Origin of the sequence: Bacillus sp. PAMC26543, assembly GCF_014250375.1 — a bacterium.
GTDB classification, from domain to species: Bacteria; Bacillota; Bacilli; order Bacillales; family Bacillaceae; genus Bacillus; species Bacillus halotolerans.
Genome location: NZ_CP060193.1, coordinates 2,018,717 through 2,036,437, shown reverse-complemented (window position 1 = coordinate 2,036,437; position 17,721 = coordinate 2,018,717). Strand labels below are relative to the sequence as shown.

The 17,721-nt window shown below is 42.4% G+C and carries 13 protein-coding genes and 1 other RNA gene; 4 read left to right on the top strand and 10 right to left on the bottom strand.

Annotated features, from left to right (window positions below; genetic code table 11):
* Nucleotides 1–655: 655 nt before the first annotated feature.
* The 7 genes from H7F27_RS10565 to H7F27_RS10535 form a co-directional block, all read right to left on the bottom strand.
* Complete coding sequence (locus tag H7F27_RS10565; RefSeq protein ID WP_185848916.1) at nt 656–1,519, bottom strand: LysM peptidoglycan-binding and 3D domain-containing protein; 864 nt, start codon at nt 1,517–1,519, stop codon at nt 656–658.
* A gap of 236 nt (nt 1,520–1,755) precedes the next feature.
* Nucleotides 1,756–3,543, bottom strand: coding sequence for a DNA helicase RecQ (gene recQ, locus H7F27_RS10560; protein WP_185848915.1), 1,788 nt, complete (start codon nt 3,541–3,543; stop codon nt 1,756–1,758).
* 143 nt (nt 3,544–3,686) lie between these two features.
* A non-coding RNA gene (gene ssrS, locus H7F27_RS10555) (6S RNA) lies at nt 3,687–3,873 on the bottom strand.
* A gap of 230 nt (nt 3,874–4,103) precedes the next feature.
* A complete protein-coding gene (gene azoJ, locus H7F27_RS10550) occupies nt 4,104–4,730 on the bottom strand; it encodes an FMN-dependent NADH-azoreductase AzoJ (protein ID WP_024121718.1) in 627 nt (208 codons plus the stop codon).
* 150 nt (nt 4,731–4,880) lie between these two features.
* On the bottom strand, nt 4,881–5,372 hold the full coding sequence (locus tag H7F27_RS10545) for a TraR/DksA family transcriptional regulator (protein ID WP_059293268.1): 492 nt from the start codon (nt 5,370–5,372) through the stop codon (nt 4,881–4,883).
* 123 nt (nt 5,373–5,495) lie between these two features.
* On the bottom strand, nt 5,496–5,840 hold the full coding sequence (locus H7F27_RS10540) for a PH domain-containing protein (protein WP_024121720.1): 345 nt from the start codon (nt 5,838–5,840) through the stop codon (nt 5,496–5,498).
* 388 nt (nt 5,841–6,228) lie between these two features.
* A complete protein-coding gene (locus tag H7F27_RS10535; protein ID WP_024121722.1) occupies nt 6,229–6,432 on the bottom strand; it encodes a DUF6501 family protein in 204 nt (67 codons plus the stop codon).
* A gap of 228 nt (nt 6,433–6,660) precedes the next feature.
* On the opposite strand from H7F27_RS10535, the gene dhaS reads away from it, so the two are divergent.
* The 3 genes from dhaS (at nt 6,661) to H7F27_RS10520 (ending at nt 10,981) form a co-directional block, all read left to right on the top strand.
* Nucleotides 6,661–8,148 carry an aldehyde dehydrogenase DhaS gene (dhaS, locus tag H7F27_RS10530; RefSeq protein WP_095713099.1) on the top strand — a complete coding sequence of 496 codons (1,488 nt, stop codon included), beginning with the start codon at nt 6,661–6,663 and terminating at the stop codon, nt 8,146–8,148.
* Between the two features lie 99 nt (nt 8,149–8,247).
* Complete coding sequence (locus H7F27_RS10525; protein WP_185848914.1) at nt 8,248–10,146, top strand: terpene cyclase/mutase family protein; 1,899 nt, start codon at nt 8,248–8,250, stop codon at nt 10,144–10,146.
* Nucleotides 10,136–10,981, top strand: coding sequence for a superoxide dismutase (locus H7F27_RS10520; protein WP_185848913.1), 846 nt, complete (start codon nt 10,136–10,138; stop codon nt 10,979–10,981). The genes H7F27_RS10525 and H7F27_RS10520 overlap by 11 nt, the downstream gene beginning before the upstream one ends.
* A 31-nt stretch (nt 10,982–11,012) precedes the next feature.
* On the opposite strand, the gene H7F27_RS10515 is transcribed toward H7F27_RS10520, so the two are convergent.
* Nucleotides 11,013–12,350 (bottom strand): sodium-dependent transporter, encoded by a 1,338-nt coding sequence (locus H7F27_RS10515; protein ID WP_185848912.1) that lies wholly within the window; start codon nt 12,348–12,350, stop codon nt 11,013–11,015.
* A gap of 240 nt (nt 12,351–12,590) precedes the next feature.
* Between H7F27_RS10515 and H7F27_RS10510 the strand changes: the two genes are divergently transcribed.
* Complete coding sequence (locus tag H7F27_RS10510) at nt 12,591–13,556, top strand: bile acid:sodium symporter family transporter (protein WP_185848911.1); 966 nt, start codon at nt 12,591–12,593, stop codon at nt 13,554–13,556.
* A gap of 57 nt (nt 13,557–13,613) precedes the next feature.
* On the opposite strand, the gene odhB is transcribed toward H7F27_RS10510, so the two are convergent.
* Both odhB and sucA read right to left on the bottom strand, forming a co-directional pair.
* Nucleotides 13,614–14,867: a 2-oxoglutarate dehydrogenase complex dihydrolipoyllysine-residue succinyltransferase gene (gene odhB, locus H7F27_RS10505; RefSeq protein WP_059293272.1), complete on the bottom strand. Its 1,254-nt coding sequence runs from the start codon at nt 14,865–14,867 to the stop codon at nt 13,614–13,616.
* Between the two features lie 15 nt (nt 14,868–14,882).
* Entirely contained in the window at nt 14,883–17,717 is a 2,835-nt protein-coding gene (gene sucA / locus H7F27_RS10500; protein ID WP_059293273.1) for a 2-oxoglutarate dehydrogenase E1 component, read from the bottom strand.
* Nucleotides 17,718–17,721 lie beyond the last annotated feature (4 nt).

Sequence of the window (17,721 nt, the reverse complement as noted above, 5' to 3'; positions counted from 1 at the left end):
AATACAGGTGATTCACTAATAAACCTGTTCAAATCGTCGGCCGGGAATTACGAATATCGATTGATTGGGTTTTTCAATTATGTAAAGCAGTCAGTCTTGCAATTCCGCTCCCAAAGCTGCCATCTTCGACCGCCGAGAACCACAATAAAAAAATCGCCTAAAATTAAACCAATTCCGTATATCACATCTGCTAAAAGCAGCTGCTATCAGCCCGCCAAAAAAATGTAGCAGTCGTTACGCAATAATGAAGGAAATCAGCTAAACCGCCATGAACGTGCTGATGCCAAACGTCTCCGTAATGCGGAAGACAAGAGCCTTGAATACAGCACTGTTGCTGGAATGAAACAGCATAACCTATGATCGCTGCTCCAAAAAATCAGGTATCGCCATGACTCCTGTTTTTAAGTAACGCGGGCGGCGCACTTGCTTCCCAAGACATGCTGTCATAGAGCCCGCGTAGCTTTGTCCATTAATCAAAGTAAAAGCCAGCACACCTTCTGCAAAGACAGTAGATGACAGGAGCGTTTACCTTCTATTCATCGAAATCAGAAGGAGCACAATTTTTCTTTTATCAGCGTATTATGTTTTACGTCTCTAAAAAACAAAAAAAGGACACGAGCTTAGAGCTACATGTCCTTTATCTTCATCTATTCTATTAATTTAACACTTTTACACTTACTGTTCTGACGCCCCAATTATGTGCATCACTTTTGTTTGGTACAAATACGTCAATTTTATTTCCTTTTATTGCGCCGCCAGTGTCTGCTGCTGTTGCTTCTCCATAACCTTCAACATAGACTTTAGAACCAAGCGGAATCACGTTTGGATCAACCGCAATAACTTTAGCATTCGGGTTCTTGTTTAAGTCGATGCCTGTTGCTGTAACGCCGGAAATGCCGCCGTCGTTAGCAGAGTAAGCAGTAGCAGTAACAGTTAGTTCTTTTGCCGCTTCTTGTTGATTTGTATTAGATTCAACAGCCTTTTCTTCTGTTTTAACAGAAGTATCTGCTGCAGCCTTTGTTTCTTGTTTTGGTTGCTGTTGAACAGCTTCTTGTTTTGGTTGCTCTTTTTGCACAGCCTCTTGTTTTGTTTCAGTTTGAGGTGCGCTTGTTTGCGCATTCTCAGTCACTGTGTTTGTTGCTGTTGCCTGACCTTTTACTGAAAGTGCAGATCCAGCATAGATCATGTCAGAGCTTAAGTTATTCCAAACTTTCAGGTTGTTAACTGTCGTACCGAATTTTTGAGCAATCTTAGAAAGCGTATCTCCCGCTTTAATTGTATATTGCCCAGAAGTGGTTGTTTCTTCTGAAGAAATGGTCAGTTTTTCTCCCGCAATGATTGTATCAGAAGTTAACTTGTTCCATTCTTTTAGGTCCTTTAGGTTCACTCCGTTTTTCTGAGAGATCCCCCAGAGCGTATCACCCTTTTGCACCGTGATTTCTTTTGCAGAAGCGTGAGCTCCGAATGCAGTTGTTGAAAGTGCTGCAACTGCTACAAAGGACATAATCGTCTTCTTCATAAGTAAATCCTCCCTTGTTAGCTTTTTATTGGCGGCTAACAGGTGATATCGTAACACATGTAAATGTCAAATCAATAACAAAAAGATATGATTTAGATTACAGTTCCTTTACATGAAGGATTTCTCTCCGTTGGAAAGTCTTACTGAACCCTTGATATAATAGGCTTTTCAAGTCTTTTAAGTTCGGGTCAAAAAAAAGAAAAGAAAATGTGTTTTTCAAAGAAAAAAAGGTTGATTTATGCTTTTTTTGAGTCTGTCACCAGTACATAAGCTTGTATTTCTTCTAAAAAAAGCCGGCCATATTTTGCTCTTTTTTGTTCTCCGACTCCTTTTATAGACAAAAGTTCCTCATCATTTACAGGCTGTTTTCCTGACATATCTTTCAGCGTCTGATCAGAAAAAACGACAAAAGGTGGAACACCCTGCTCCGCCGCAATTTGCTTGCGTAAGGTGCGCAGCCGTTCAAACAGCTCGTCATTTTCTGTAATGGCTTCTGCTTTTAATGCTTCTTTTCTCGCTACCGATAATTCGCCTCTCAGAACATTTCTCCCTTTGCCGCTTACAAAAAGAGTCGGAAATGTTCCATCTGACATCCTAATAAAGTCGTCAGCGATCAGAAATTCAATGAAGTCGCTGATTTCACCAACTGATTGGTGCTTTAATATTCCGTATGTTGAAAGGCTGCTAAAGCCGTTTTCGAGCACTTTTTTATTTTTTGATCCAGCGAGCACCTGGGCAACCATCGTCTTCCCAAAACGTTCATTCATGCGAATGATACACGATAAGACCATCTGCGCTTCTCTCGTCACGTCATGGGCTGTTCTTGTATCTGTGCAGTTTCCGCACTGTCCGCAGGCTTCAGCCTCCTTTTCTCCGAAATACATCAGAATAAATCGCTGCAGACAATCTTCCGTATGGCAGTAGTCAACCATTTGCCGCAGTTTTTTCAAGTCCTGCTTTTGCTTCTCTTCATTTTCCGATTGCTCGATTAAAAAGCGCTGCACCATAATATCCTGCGGAGAAAATAAAAGCACACATTCACTGTCGAGGCCATCCCGGCCAGCTCGTCCCGCCTCCTGATAGTAGCTTTCCATATCTTTCGGGATTTGTGCATGAAGAACAAACCTGATATTTGATTTATCGATGCCCATGCCGAAAGCAGATGTGGCAACCATGACCTGCATCTCATCGTTCAGAAACCTTTCCTGCTGTTCTTTTCTGACTTCGTCCTGTAAGCCCCCGTGATACCGCCCTGCGCTGACCTGATTTCGTTTTAATCGCTCATATATCCGATCTGCTTCTTTTCTTGTCGCGGTATAGATAATGCCTGCTTCATGTTTGTTTCTTTTTACATACTCTTCAATAAAACGATCTTTGTTTTCCCCTTTTGCAACTTTTAAAGTCAGATTATCACGGGAGAAACCGGTATACACCGTGTTTTCTTTTTGAATATGCAGCTGGCTGCATATATCATCATGCACCTCAGGTGTTGCTGTTGCCGTTAATGCGATAATGACGGGTTTGTCATTTAACTCACGAAACAGAATTTCAATGTTTCTGTAGCTTGGCCTGAAATCATGGCCCCATTGAGAAATACAGTGCGCTTCATCTATTGCTACTAAAGGAACGTCAATGCTTTGCAAAATACGAATAAATTCTGTTGACGTTAACCGCTCTGGTGTAATGTAAAAAAGCTTATAAGCTCCTTCTTTCAGCCCGTTCAGCCTTTCATATATCTCTTGATTGGTTTGCGTGCTGTTGATGTAAGCAGCTCTGATTCCCGCTTCTTCAAGAGCATCAACCTGATCCTTCATTAATGATATTAACGGCGAAATGACAATCGTTGTTCCTTCAAACATCAGTGCCGGAATTTGATAGCAAATTGATTTCCCCCCGCCCGTCGGCATGATGCAGGCCGTGTTTTGTCTCGCTTCTGTCACCGAACGGATGGCTTCCTCCTGCCCTCTGCGCAGCTTTTCATAGCCGAAATAATGCGACAAAAGAGATTGGGCTTTATGTAACATAACGTGTAACCCTCGCTTTTCCTTCAATTTCTCCCATCATATCACAAAAAATAACCCTGCATTTCTTCTCGGATGGAAATTGAATTTTCGATATAAAAATCCTTTTTCAGATAAAATAAAAAGCCATTTCCATAAAGGAAATGGCTTTCGCTACATCTTGCCGTATGCAAGTAAGAAAGTTTTAAACCACCACTCCTCAAAGTGGGTGTTTGCAGAAACGTTCCTGTCGTCCTCTACAATGGAGGCATGACATTCCGGCTTCGATATAAAACTCCCTATTACAGCTTAAAGGTTAAAACTTAATTAACAATACGTACAAAGTAGCTTCTTTTATATAGTACACCATCGGACATATTTTATCAAGGGGTAGATCAATTGTTCAGAAAAACTTTTTTCCGTCCGTAAAACTGTTTTTTCGCTAATATATCTAATGATTCGACAAACAAAAAATATATTACAATAAAAAACGGCGCTTTTTAACGGCAAGAAGTCATCACTTTCTTCTATATAATATGTACACGCAAAAAAACTCCTATCTCACGGATAGGAGTCTTCATTCATTAAAATTTAACAGCAAGCTCTTTCGCTTCTTGTAAACCTTTTTCAACAATTTCTTGTGCTTTATCAGGCGCTGCGTTATGTCCCTCGATGACAACTGTGTGCAAGTCTTGAACACCCCAGAAACCAAGAACTGTTTTCATGAAGTTTAATGACATTTCTAGTGAAGCCATTGGCCCTTCTGAATAAACGCCGCCGCGCGCGTTAAGAAGTGCAACTTTTTTGCCGCCCATTAAACCAACTGGTCCTTCTTGTGTGTATTTGAATGTAACGCCTGCGCGAGACAGGTAATCCACATAAGTATGAAGCACTGCTGGCACTGTAAAGTTCCAAAGCGGGAATGCGAACACCACTTTATCAGCTTTTACAAATTGGTTCAGATATTTGTCAGCTGTTGCAGCTTGTTTTTTCTCTTCCTCAGTCATTTCCATACCTTGACCTGCTTTAAATGTTCCGTTAATCATATCTCTTCCAAGGTAAGGAAGGTTTTCTTTATGAAGATCTAATTCAATCACTTCATCATTAGGGTTGTTTTCTTTATATGCAGCTAGAAATGCTTCGTATAGTTTAACTGAAACACCTTCTTCAGCTGTACGGTCACTTGATTTTACAAATAAAACTGTAGACATTTGTATTCCTCCCGGTAAACTTTTTATATTAACTTACAAATAGTATGTTACTTTCTTTTTTATGCAAAGTCAATCACTTTATTTCGAATATGAGATTTTTTCATAAAAAAAAGCAAGTACACTTCATATCGGTGTACTTGCTTGCCATTTTCAGTTTGAATCCTGCTCACGATCTAAAATCTCATACGTTTGAGAGCTTTTTTGATCAATTGTTTCTTTATTAGATAGATCTTTGACCTGTTCATGAAACTCCCTTTCGAATGACGGAGCATCCGTTTCCAAGTCATCCTCTATATCAGCTTGGGCTTCCACTGTCATTCTTGCGTACGGAACAGCTTCCAATCTTTCGTATGGAATGTCTTGACCTGTTTTTTCACAAATGCCGTACGTTCCGTCTTTTATCTTTTGCAAAGCGTGATTAACCTCCTCCAAAAGCTCCCGGTCTATTTCTTTTACCGTTTGGTCTGTCATGCGGTCTGTTACAAGTGTTCCGTGGTCAGCCATATGGTTATCGACCCCATTAGACAGCTCTCCTACTTCTTCAGTCATTGATTGTGTTTTCTTTTTTTCGCCAGACAATTCTTTTTGCATATCAAGCAATTTATGGTAGAGATGCTGAGTTTGTTCTTTAGTCAGTGCCATGTGTATCCTCTCCTTTTTTTTCTCTGTTCCCAGTTTTGAATACTGACAAACCAAAAAAGCGTTTTTATGGCACAAAAAAAAGCCAAACCATTCTTTGGGACGGCTGGCCTCAGTCAGTTTTATTCAGCTGCATAAATACTTTGTCAGCACCGCTTGCACTTCGCTTAAATCGGTATCTTTCGCAAATTCTAATTCAAAGGTTTTGCTTCTTGTCATTAATAAAAGTCCAGTATCGGGATCAAACATTCCCGCTTCTTGAATGGCAAAGCTTTCAATCGTTTTATATGGAAGAAATACACGAACCTTCTTTTTAGAAAACACCTTATTATCAAAGAAAATGATACGTTTGTTTGTAAAGCAAATTTGGTCAACCCGGAGCTTATAAATCGATTCTATTCTTTCCCCTTCAACGAGCAAAGCTTCAAGCTTCTTTGCGTCAGTTGATCTGCTAACAGAAAAAATACCCAATGAAGAACCCCTCTTTCTGCATTTATCTATTTTTCTTATGACGAGATTACATTAAATAAAATAAGTCCTTTATCCCTATATAAGAATACGACATAGAAGACATTTAAACCATTACGAACAGATTACATTTTTCAAATTTTTGATTTGTTTCTTGTCTTTTGAATTGTTGTCATCATGTAGTACGCACCAAAAGAGAAAAAAGTTTCATTTTTCGCAAATATTTTTTTTGAAAAATGAGTTTTTTAACGTTTCTGTTGTGTATCTGTTTTATTTTTCCTTTTTGAATCAAAGAAGAACCGCAGCTTAGCTGCGGTCCTTTGCATAACCATCCGTATCTTCAATTGTGACATCTTCTGTTTCTTCTTCCATCAGGAAATTCAATCGGTTATTATACCTCTTCAAAATATTCTTTATAGTAACCGCCGATTTTATTTGTATTATCGACGACAAACAGAAATTCCTCTGTTTCATTCTTCACTTCATATTCTTTCCCTGGAGTTAATACGCGATTTACAATGTATTTTTTTGCGTTTGTCTGAACACACTTTACTTTTTTAATGGTTTCTTTTTCAAGCCAATTTTTATGTATCATGATGAAATCTCCTTTACTTGTCTATAAGCCTATTGTAGCTTTTTTCTTTTGTAAATTGCAATATCGGTTATTCATTGATTTTGCCTTGTTTTCTAGTATAGAATGTTTGTATACGCTTACTTCCACAGTAACGATCACAGCTAATTCCTGCTCTTCAATGAAGCAATAACCATTCTATCACCAAGAATCTCAGAACAGACCATAAAAATGACTGGAGGTTTGTTACGAATGAGTTCTTTAACGATGCAAGTGAGTAAAAGGCTGGAGACATTTTTACAGGGAACAAAGAAGCTTTATATTGATGGAAAGTTTGTTCCGAGTGCCTCAGGGGCAACCTTTGACACGCCCAACCCGGCGACAGGCGAAACCTTAATGACGCTGTATGAAGCCCAGGCAGAGGATGTGGACAAAGCCGTTAAAGCTGCCCGCAAAGCCTTTGATCAAGGCGAGTGGAGAACAATGTCTCCAGCATCGAGAAGCAGACTGATGTATAAGCTGGCAGATTTAATGGAAGAGCATAAAACTGAGCTTGCCCAGCTTGAAACCCTTGATAACGGAAAACCAATAAACGAAACAACAAATGGAGATATTCCGCTGGCTATTGAGCATATGCGCTATTACGCAGGCTGGTGTACAAAAATAACAGGGCAGACAATCCCTGTTTCCGGCTCCTATTTTAATTACACACGCCATGAGCCTGTCGGCGTCGTCGGGCAAATCATCCCATGGAATTTCCCGCTCCTTATGGCGATGTGGAAAATGGGGGCGGCTCTTGCAACCGGCTGTACCATTGTGCTTAAGCCTGCTGAGCAAACCCCGCTTTCAGCTCTTTATTTGGCTGAGTTAATTGATAAAGCAGGTTTCCCCGACGGTGTCATCAATATCATTCCGGGATTCGGTGAGGATGCGGGAGAAGCACTTACCAACCATGAAGCGGTTGATAAAATTGCCTTTACCGGTTCAACAGAAATCGGAAAGAAAATCATGGGCACAGCGGCAAAAAGCATTAAGCGGGTCACCCTGGAACTGGGCGGAAAATCACCTAATATCCTACTCCCGGATGCGAATTTGAAAAAAGCCATTCCAGGCGCTTTAAACGGTGTCATGTTTAACCAAGGCCAAGTCTGCTGTGCGGGCTCACGCGTCTTTATTCATAAAGACCAGTATGATGAAGTTGTCAATGAGATGGTGTCTTATGCTGAATCACTCCGTCAAGGAGCCGGACTTCATAAAGATACCCAAATCGGCCCGCTCGTGAGCAAGGAGCAGCATGAACGCGTTCTTTCTTATATTCAAAAAGGGAAAGATGAAGGAGCTAAAGCTGTCACTGGCGGAAGCTGCCCTTATGAAGAAGGATACTTTGTCGCGCCGACTGTGTTTGCGAATGTGGAAGACGATATGACCATCGCTAAAGAAGAAATTTTCGGACCAGTCCTGACGGCCATACCATATGAAACAGTGGATGAAGTCATTGAACGAGCTAACCATTCTGAATACGGACTTGCTGCCGGACTATGGACCGAGAATGTAAAACAAGCCCATTATATCGCAGATCGTCTTCAAGCCGGGACTATCTGGGTAAACTGTTATAATGTGTTTGACGCAGCTTCCCCATTCGGCGGTTATAAACAATCCGGACTCGGAAGAGAAATGGGCTCCTATGCTCTAGATAACTACACAGAAGTCAAGAGTGTATGGATTAATCTTGAGGACTAAAAGGTTTTTCAAAAAAACTGCTGCCAGCCAGCAGTTTTTTTCTTTCAGTAATGGCGGCAAAAGCAGGTGAATATATATCTTCTGAAGGAGTTGAGCGGGATGAGCACACTTCAGGAGAAGGTGAGGCGCTATCAGCAAAACACCATTTCAGAGCTGAAAGATAGGCAAAATGATGACGGTTCTTGGACATTTTGCTTTGAAGGGCCAATCATGACGAATTCTTTTTTTATTCTGCTCCTCACCTCACTTGATGAAGGTGAAAATGAAAAAGAACTCATTTCGGCGCTTGCAGCCGGCATTCGCGAAAATCAGCAGCCAGACGGAACGTTTAACAATTTTCCTGACGAGACAGACGGCAATATAACAGCTACCGTCCAAGGATATGTCGGAATGCTGGCTTCAGGATGCTACCATCGAACTGATCCGCACATGAAAAAAGCTGAACAATTCATTGCATCACATGGCGGCTTGAGAAATATTCATTTTATGACAAAATGGATGCTTGCAGCAAATGGCCTTTACCCTTGGCCCGCTTTATATTTGCCATTGTCGCTTTTAGCAATTCCCCCAACATTCCCGGTTCATTTTTATCAGTTCAGCACATATGCCCGTATACACTTTGCCCCGATGGCCGTAACACTCAATCAACGATTCACACTAAAAAACCGCAAAATTCAATCTCTCCGCCACCTCGACCCGCACATGACAAAAAATCCTTTGACTTGGCTCCGTTCCGATGCTTTCGAGGAGAGAGACCTCTCTTCTGTTCTGACTCATTGGAAGCGCATTTTTCGTGCACCCTTTGCTCTTCAGGAGCTGGGCTTACACACAGCTAAAACGTATATGCTTGACCGGATTGAAGAAGACGGCACACTGTACAGTTATGCAAGCGCCACAATATTTATGGTATACAGCCTTCTGTCACTTGGTGTGTCACGCCATTCACCGGTCATCCGAAGGGCAATAAATGGCATCAAAGCATTGGTGACTAAATGCGGCGGCATTCCTTATTTAGAAAATTCCACATCCACTGTTTGGGATACTGCATTAATCACCTATGCGCTTCAGCAAAACGGCGTAGCCGAAACAGACGGTACAATTACAAAAGCCGCTTCTTTTTTACAAAAGCGGCAGCATACCAAGATAGCAGATTGGTCTGTCAAAAATCCAAATGTATCTCCAGGCGGCTGGGGATTTTCAAATATCAACACGAATAACCCTGATTGTGACGACACCGCAGCCGTCTTAAAAGCAATTCCCCGCAACTTCTCTCCTTCTTCTTGGGAGCGAGGTGTGGCTTGGCTTTTATCGATGCAGAACAATGATGGAGGGTTTTCCGCCTTTGAAAAAAATGTGAACCACCCTCTTATCCGCCACCTCCCGCTTGAATCCGCCGAGGATGCGGCTGTTGATCCCTCAACCGCCGACCTCACCGGGCGTGTGCTGCACTTTTTAGGTGAAAAAGCCGACTTTTCAGTAAAACATCACCACATTCAGCGTGCTGTGAACTGGCTTTTTGAAAACCAGGAACGTAATGGATCTTGGTACGGACGATGGGGTGTTTGCTACATTTATGGCACATGGGCTGCCTTGACCGGTATGCACGCCTGCGGAGTTGTTCGAACACATCCTTCGATACAAAAGGCAATCCGGTGGCTCAAAACCGTACAAAATGATGACGGCAGCTGGGGTGAATCCTGCAAAAGCGCTGAGGTCAAAACCTATGTGCCGCTTAAAGAAGGAACCATTATACAAACTGCCTGGGCTTTAGATGCTTTATTGCAATATGAAAAACCCAGTCATCCAGCAATTGTAAAAGGAATGAACTACCTCATGGACAGCAGTTCTCATGACGGTAGAAGCTTGACTTATCCAGTGGGAATCGGGCTGCCAAAGCAATTTTATATTCGGTACCATAGTTATCCTTATGTGTTCCCTTTGCTGGCTGTCAGCAAGTATTTGAATTCTATTGAAAAGGAGACAGCAAATGAAACGTGAATCTTATCAAACCGAGATGTTCAATTGGTGTGAAGCCTTAAAAGATCAGATTCAAAAACGAGGACAGCTTGATCAATTTGAGGATCAAATCGAAAAGATGATTGAAGCGCTGGAGGATGACCAGACGACAGAAGAAGAGTGGTATCAGCAGGCCGCCACACTCTATCGTGATATTACACAATCAGAAGAAACAGGTGAAAGACGCGCCTTCGTTCCTATAGGAAAACATGTTCTCCCAAAGCTTCCGTACAAGTACTCCGCTTTAGAACCTTATATTTCACGTGATATTATGGTGCTTCATCATACAAAGCATCATCAAAGCTATGTTGACGGACTGAATAAAGCAGAATTGGAGCTTAAGAATGCCAGAGCTTCAAAGAACTATGACTTGATCACTCATTGGGAAAGAGAGCTGGCATTTCATGGAGCTGGCCATTATTTGCACAGTTTTTTTTGGTTTTCTATGCATCCAAACGGAAAAAGACGTCCTACTGGAGCATTGTTTCAAATGATCGATCTTTCATTTGGAAGCTATTCAGCCTTTAAGGAGCATTTTACCCAAGCTGCAAAAAAAGTGGAGGGTGTCGGGTGGGCCATTCTTGTCTGGTCCCCTCGTTCCGGACGGCTTGAGATTTTAGCCGCAGAGAAGCACCAGCACTTCAGCCAGTGGGATGTTATCCCTCTTTTGCCGCTTGATGTATGGGAACATGCTTACTATTTGCAATATAAAAATGACCGCGGGAGCTATGTTGATCATTGGTGGAACGTAGTCGATTGGCGTGAAGCCGAAAAACGTTTTGAACAGGCAAAAGAAGTTGTATGGAAACTCTATTAAAAAAGCCCCCTTTTCCAGGGGGCTTCATTTTTTAAAAAACACCTAATACATGTAAAAATACAATAATGATTGCAACAGGTGAAAGATAACGTATCAGCAGAAGCCAAACCGCAAACCACTTTCGCTTGAGGTTTGAGCCGCTTTTCAGCTCGTTAAACAAATCCTCTTTCGGTATTTTTAACGGTACAAAGAAAGAAATCAATAACGCTCCTAACGGCATTAAAATATTGCTGACCAGAAAATCAGCTGCGTCAAAAATAGACATGTGAAAAATGGTAACATCACTTAAAACCCCGTATGATAACGCAGACGGTACGCCGACCAGAAAGATAGCAATCCCGCCGATCCAGGCAAATCGTTTTCTTTTACTCACATCGCCTTTAGAAAGCACAGCGACCAAAATTTCAAGCATTGAAAACGCAGAGGTCAGTGCCGCAAATAAAAATAGAATTAAAAATGCTAATAAAAAGACAATTCCGAACGGCATTTGATTAAACACAGTCGGCAGCACATTAAATAACAGAACAGGCCCTTGATCCGGTTTGAGACCGAATGAAAAAACAGCTGGAAAGATCGCGATGCCCGCCATAATGGCGACAAGGACATTCAAAACCGTAACAGATACAGCAGACTGCACCAGATTTTCTTGTTTCTCTAGATAAGCACTATACGTTACCATTACAGATACACCGACACTTAATAAGAAGAAGGACTGGCCCATCGCATATAATATCGTATTGGCGTCAATCGCAGAGATATCAGGTGTCAGGAAAAACTTAATACCTTCTATCGCTCCATGAAGTGTAACTGAACGCACCATTAAAATGATAAATAATATAAAAAGCGCCGGCATTAAAATTTGGCTTGCTTTTTCAATTCCGCTGCTTACACCTTTTGCGACAACCAAAATTGTGACCAGCATAAACAGCAGCTGGCCTCCTACAGCCAAATAAGGATTTGAAATAGTATTCGCAAACAGCGTATCAAATCCTGACGTATGCGATAAACCGCCGGTAAAGCCTTTAAAAATGTAATTTAAAATCCATCCGCCGACGACGCTGTAAAATGATAACAGAATAAAGCACGTCGCCATGCCCAAATAGCCTATCCAATGCCACTTAGACTCTGGAGCAAGAGATTTATAGGATTGGACGGCATCTTGCTGTGTTTTTCTGCCTATGATGAATTCACCAAGCAATAATGGCAGTCCGATTAAAATTGTAAATAAAATAAAAATAAATAAAAACGCGCCTCCTCCGCTGGTGCCTGCTACATATGGGAATTTCCATATTGCACCGAGACCGATAGCCGATCCAGCCGCAGCTAAAATAAAGCCCAGCTTCGAAGACCATTGATTAGCTTCCTTCACCCTATCACTCCTATTTTCCAAAACAGTTTAAAGGTTCATTGTAAGAATATCTACCTATATAGTCAAGAATATTTTGATTAGTTTACATAATATATTTATCATCTATCTCCATGAATATATCAGATCACAGTCAATCTATCAATATTGAATTATTCAGAAAATTAATTATAATAGGGGAATACCAAAAAATCTGTAAGGATTTCTGCTGGAGTTCTTGATCAGTGTATGAGGAGTGTTTTTATGGAAAACATCAGAAAGATAAGTCATTTCGCGGGACAAACCTTCGGAATCTGGGTCATTGTTTTTGCCATGCTCGGATTTGCTTTCCCGTCATTATTTTCTTGGATCAGTTCTTATATTACGATTTTGCTTGGCATTATTATGTTTGGAATGGGGCTAACACTGCAAACCGATGATTTTAAAGAGCTGATCAGAAAACCTTTGTACGTCATTATCGGAGTGATTGCCCAATATACGATTATGCCGCTTGTTGCTTTCGGCTTAGCATATGGCCTGCATCTCCCCTCGGAAATCGCGGTAGGCGTCATTCTCGTTGGCTGCTGTCCGGGTGGAACTGCCTCTAATGTCATGACATTTTTAGCAAAAGGCAATACCGCCCTGTCTGTTGCTGTCACAACGATTTCCACCTTGTTGGCACCGGTTTTGACGCCGGTTTTGATTATGCTGTTTGCCAAGGAATGGCTGCCTGTCTCACCTGGCTCGTTATTTATTTCGATTTTGCAGGCTGTATTGATTCCAATCATTGCAGGCCTAGTCGTCAAAATATTTTTCAAAAAACAGGTCGCAAAAGCCGTTCATGCCCTGCCGCTTGTTTCAGTCATCGGTATCGTTGCCATTGTGTCAGCTGTTGTAAGCGGCAACCGGGAAAACCTGCTTCAATCAGGCTTGCTTATTTTTTCAGTAGTTATCCTGCACAACGGGTTTGGATATTTACTGGGATTTCTATGTGCAAAGCTGTTAAAAATGGATTATGCGTCTCAAAAAGCAATTGCAATTGAAGTCGGCATGCAAAACTCAGGGCTTGGCGCAGCACTTGCCACGGCACATTTTTCACCGCTATCTGCCGTTCCGAGCGCGATTTTCAGTGTATGGCACAACCTTTCGGGCTCCCTGCTCGCTACATATTGGTCTAAAAAAGGTAAGAATCCAAAAGAAGATTCAAACAGCACAGAACTGACTCTTTAACATTCTATTGTATATAAAAAGGTACATCACGTTTATCCGTGATGTACCTTTTTTGTTTTATCCCTCTAACAAAAGCTGTTCAGGATCTTCTAGTAAGTTTTTAATTGTGACAAGGAATCCAACTGCTTCTTTACCATCTACGATCCGGTGATCATAAGATAATGCAATGTACATCATCGGACGGTTTTCGAAACGTTCTTCATCAATTGCGACAGGGCGCAGCTGAATCTTATGCATACCCAGGATACCAACTTGAGGGCTGTTTAAAATCGGTGTCGACATGAGTGAACCGAAAGTCCCTCCGTTTGTAATTGTAAATGAGCCTCCTTGCAGCTCACCAAGGGTCAATTTATTGCTTCTCGCTTTTTTCGCAAGCTCGCCGATTTCTTTTTCAATGCCTGCAAATGTCAGGCGGTCTGCATCACGTACAACTGGAACGACAAGTCCTTCCTCAGCTGCGACAGCGATTCCGATATCATAGAATTTTTTAACAATCAGCTCATCGCCTTGAATTTCTGCATTCAAGAGCGGATATTTTTTCAAAGCCGCTACAACAGCTTTTGTAAAGAAAGACATAAAGCCGAGCTTCACTTCATTTTGCTCAAAGAATTGGTCTTTGCGGCGTTTTCTAAGATTCATAACAGCCGTCATGTCAACTTCATTAAATGTAGTCAGCATCGCAGATGTTTGCTGTACTTCGACTAGACGTTTTGCGATTGTCTGTCTGCGGCGTGACATTTTTTGCACTTCAACAGGCTTTTCAAAGCTTTGCTGTGTTTTTTGAGCCTGCGGCTGCTGTTTTTGCTGAGGAGCTGGTTTCGCAGCCGGTTTTTCATACGCCTCAACATCCTGTTTGCGCACTCTTCCAAGCGGGTCGCCAGTCGGAACCTGAGACAGGTCAATCCCTTTCTCTCTCGCCAGCTTACGTGCAGAAGGAGATGCGATTGTTCTTGATTTTGCTTCAGTTTGCGCTTCCTGGCTCACTTCTTGCGCCGCTGGTTCAGCTTGCTTTTCTTCTTTTTCACTTTCTTTGCTTTCAGCCTTCTCTGAAGGAGCAGGGGCAGAACTTTCACCCGCGCCTTCTGTAATGGTACCGATAATTTCTCCAACTTGGACGGTATCACCCGAATCTTTCAATACCTCTTGAAGAACACCCGATTCTTCTGCTGTCAATTCAACATTTACTTTATCCGTTTCAAGTTCAAGCAGATATTCACCCTGTTCTACATAATCACCGGGCTGCTTTAACCATTGGGCTATTGTTCCTTCTGAGATTGATTCTGCTAATTCAGGTACCTTAATTTCCGCCATTTTTTCATTTCCCCCTTAGTTTTTGCGAGTCAAGCTATCAGATACAATACGTTCCTGTTCTTTTTTATGAACTGTCGGATCTCCCTCTGCAGGACTGGATCGTCTTCTTCGTCCAATATATTGAACGCTTACTCCTTCTGGTGCAAGTTCTGTCAAATAAGGGCTGATGTAGCTCCAAGCCCCCATGTTCTGCGGCTCTTCCTGAACCCAAACGATTTCTTTTAGGTTCGGAAGCTTTGCAAATAATTCTTTGACTCCTTTTGCAGGGAATGGATACAGCTGTTCAATTCTCGCAATGTGAAGCCACTCTTTCCCGTCTTCTAACTTGTTGAAATGATCGCTGATGTCTATAGATACTTTACCGCTGGATAATACGAGCCGCGTTACTTTTTCATACTCATGAGAAAGTCCTGACTGTTCGTAAACAGGCTGGAAGCGGCTTTCACTGAGCTCCTGCACTTCAGAAACGGTATTCGGATTGCGCAGAAGGCTCTTCGGCGTCATGATGACGAGCGGACGAATTTCCTCACGCAGCAGCATTTTAGCCTGTCTTCTTAATATATGAAAATATTGAGCGGCGCTTGTCAGGTTGGCAACCGTCCAGTTATTCTCAGCAGCTAGCTGCAGGAACCGCTCGATTCTACCGCTTGAATGCTCAGGGCCCTGTCCCTCATAACCGTGCGGCAGCAGCATCACTAATCCAGATTTTTGGCCCCATTTTGCTCGTCCGGCAGAAATAAATTGGTCAAAGTACACTTGAGCAGCATTGGCAAAATCCCCATACTGCGCTTCCCAAAGGACAAGTGTTTCAGGTGAATACACATTATAGCCGTATTCAAAACCGAGTACAGATCCTTCAGACAGCGGGCTGTTATGAACCGCAAATGATGTGTCACAATCTGACAAATGGTGCAGCGGCACAAATTCCTTGCCTGTCTCACTGTCGTGAAGCACAAGGTTTCTTTGAGCAAACGTTCCGCGCTCAGAATCCTGTCCTGTTAATCGAATCGGTGTTCCGTCTTTCAGAATGGAAGCAAACGCGAGAGATTCAGCCAATGACCATTCCACTTTTCTGTCATCATCAAACGCCTTGGCCCGTCTTTCCAAAATGCGTTTTAGCTTACCGAATACATTAAACGACTCCGGCCAATTGACCAGTTCGCCATTCAGCTTGCGGAGCACATCAAAATCAATAGATGTATCTACATCCGGAAAGCCGTTTGAAACAGGTTCCGGAAGTTCTATTTCACTGGCGATATGTTCCTTTTTAGCCGGCACTTTTTGATAAGCGTCTTCTATGCGTTTCGTTACCGACTTTTCAATGTTTTGAACAACTTCCTCGGTAAGCACCCCTTCTTTAACGAGCTTTTCCGCGAAAATATGTTTGACAGTCGGATGCTTTCTTACAGCGTCATACAGCATCGGCTGAGTAGTTGACGGCTCATCCATTTCGTTGTGTCCGTAGCGTCTGTACCCGATCAAGTCAATCAGAAAGTCCTTGTTGAATGTTTTTCGGTATTCTACCGCAAACTTAACAGCTGAAAGACAGGCTTCAGGATCGTCCGCATTTACGTGAACAATCGGAATTTCATAGCCCTTCGCCAGGTCACTGGCATAGTTTGTTGATCTTGATTCAGCGCTTTCTGTTGTGAATCCGATCATGTTATTGGCGATAATATGAATCGCACCGCCGACTTGATACCCTTTTAAAGAGCTTAAATTCAATGTTTCAGCTACAATTCCTTCCCCCGGGAACGCAGCATCTCCATGAATTAAAATCGCAAGTGATTTTGTTTCATCCTGAACCGGATATCCGCTTTGTGTTCTTGTTTCCTGAGCCGCTCTTGTGCTGCCTTCAACAATCGGATTGATAAATTCCAAGTGGCTCGGGTTATTCGCCAGCGTAATGCGCGCTGACTTCGTTTCAGCGTCATGAAGCTCACGGTTCGCTCCCAGATGATATTTGACATCCCCCGTCCATCCGTAGCTGATGCCGATTGATCCTTCAGACGGGACAAGATCTTTGTTCGGCGCGTGCTGGAATTCTGAGAATATGATTTCATACGGTTTGCCCAGCACATGTGCCAGCACATTCAGGCGGCCCCTGTGCGCCATACCGATGTTGACGCTCGTTGTACCTGATTTGACAGATTGTGCAATAATGTCATCAAGCACTGGAACGAGAGCGTCCAGACCCTCAATTGAAAAACGCTTCTGCCCGACGAAGGTCCGGTGTAAAAATTGCTCGAATCCCTCTACTTCCATCAGTCTCTCCAGCACAGCTGACAGCTTTTCGGCTGAGTTCTTTTGGAACAATTCACCGGATTCAATCTTTTGAGTCAGCCACTCGCGCTCTTTAAAATCGTGTACATGATCAAATTCAAATGAGATGGTTCTTTTATACGTATTTCGCAAATATTGAATGGCTTCTAAACCGTTCGTAATGTTTGTAGGAGCGTCTTTACAAATGACCGACGCAGGTATTTCTTTTATTTCCTCTTCTGTTAGCCCGTAATCGGATAATGGAAAGAGCTCGCTCTTTTTCCCATCCTTTCTGAGCGGATTGACGGAAGCGTTCAAATGGCCATAGGTTCGTATATCTTCTGCAAGTCTGATTGCTGATGCGATCTTTTGTATCAGATCGGCTGTAACACGTCCCTTTTCTTTTGTTCCCGATGCCTCTTTTATATCGCTTGGAGGAGCTCCGAGTTCGTCGAACATTTCCTTCAGATCCGGATCAATGCTGTTCGGATCCTGGGTGTACTGATCGTAAAGCTCCAGCGCATAGCCGAGGTTCGGACCGTAAAAATCTTCCCAATTCATTCGTTGTTTCATATTATTTTGAAACATTTGA

Bases quoted from the DNA above. Each gene is read 5' to 3' on its own strand.
- H7F27_RS10565 (WP_185848916.1), bottom strand. From the start codon at position 1,519: ATGAAGAAGACGATTATGTCCTTTGTAGCAGTTGCAGCACTTTCAACA.
- recQ (WP_185848915.1), bottom strand. From the start codon at position 3,543: ATGTTACATAAAGCCCAATCTCTTTTGTCGCATTATTTCGGCTATGAA.
- azoJ (WP_024121718.1), bottom strand. From the start codon at position 4,730: ATGTCTACAGTTTTATTTGTAAAATCAAGTGACCGTACAGCTGAAGAA.
- H7F27_RS10545 (WP_059293268.1), bottom strand. From the start codon at position 5,372: ATGGCACTGACTAAAGAACAAACTCAGCATCTCTACCATAAATTGCTT.
- H7F27_RS10535 (WP_024121722.1), bottom strand. From the start codon at position 6,432: ATGATACATAAAAATTGGCTTGAAAAAGAAACCATTAAAAAAGTAAAG.
- dhaS (WP_095713099.1), top strand. From the start codon at position 6,661: ATGAGTTCTTTAACGATGCAAGTGAGTAAAAGGCTGGAGACATTTTTA.
- H7F27_RS10525 (WP_185848914.1), top strand. From the start codon at position 8,248: ATGAGCACACTTCAGGAGAAGGTGAGGCGCTATCAGCAAAACACCATT.
- H7F27_RS10520 (WP_185848913.1), top strand. From the start codon at position 10,136: ATGAAACGTGAATCTTATCAAACCGAGATGTTCAATTGGTGTGAAGCC.
- H7F27_RS10510 (WP_185848911.1), top strand. From the start codon at position 12,591: ATGGAAAACATCAGAAAGATAAGTCATTTCGCGGGACAAACCTTCGGA.
- odhB (WP_059293272.1), bottom strand. From the start codon at position 14,867: ATGGCGGAAATTAAGGTACCTGAATTAGCAGAATCAATCTCAGAAGGA.
- sucA (WP_059293273.1), bottom strand. From the start codon at position 17,717: ATGTTTCAAAATAATATGAAACAACGAATGAATTGGGAAGATTTTTAC.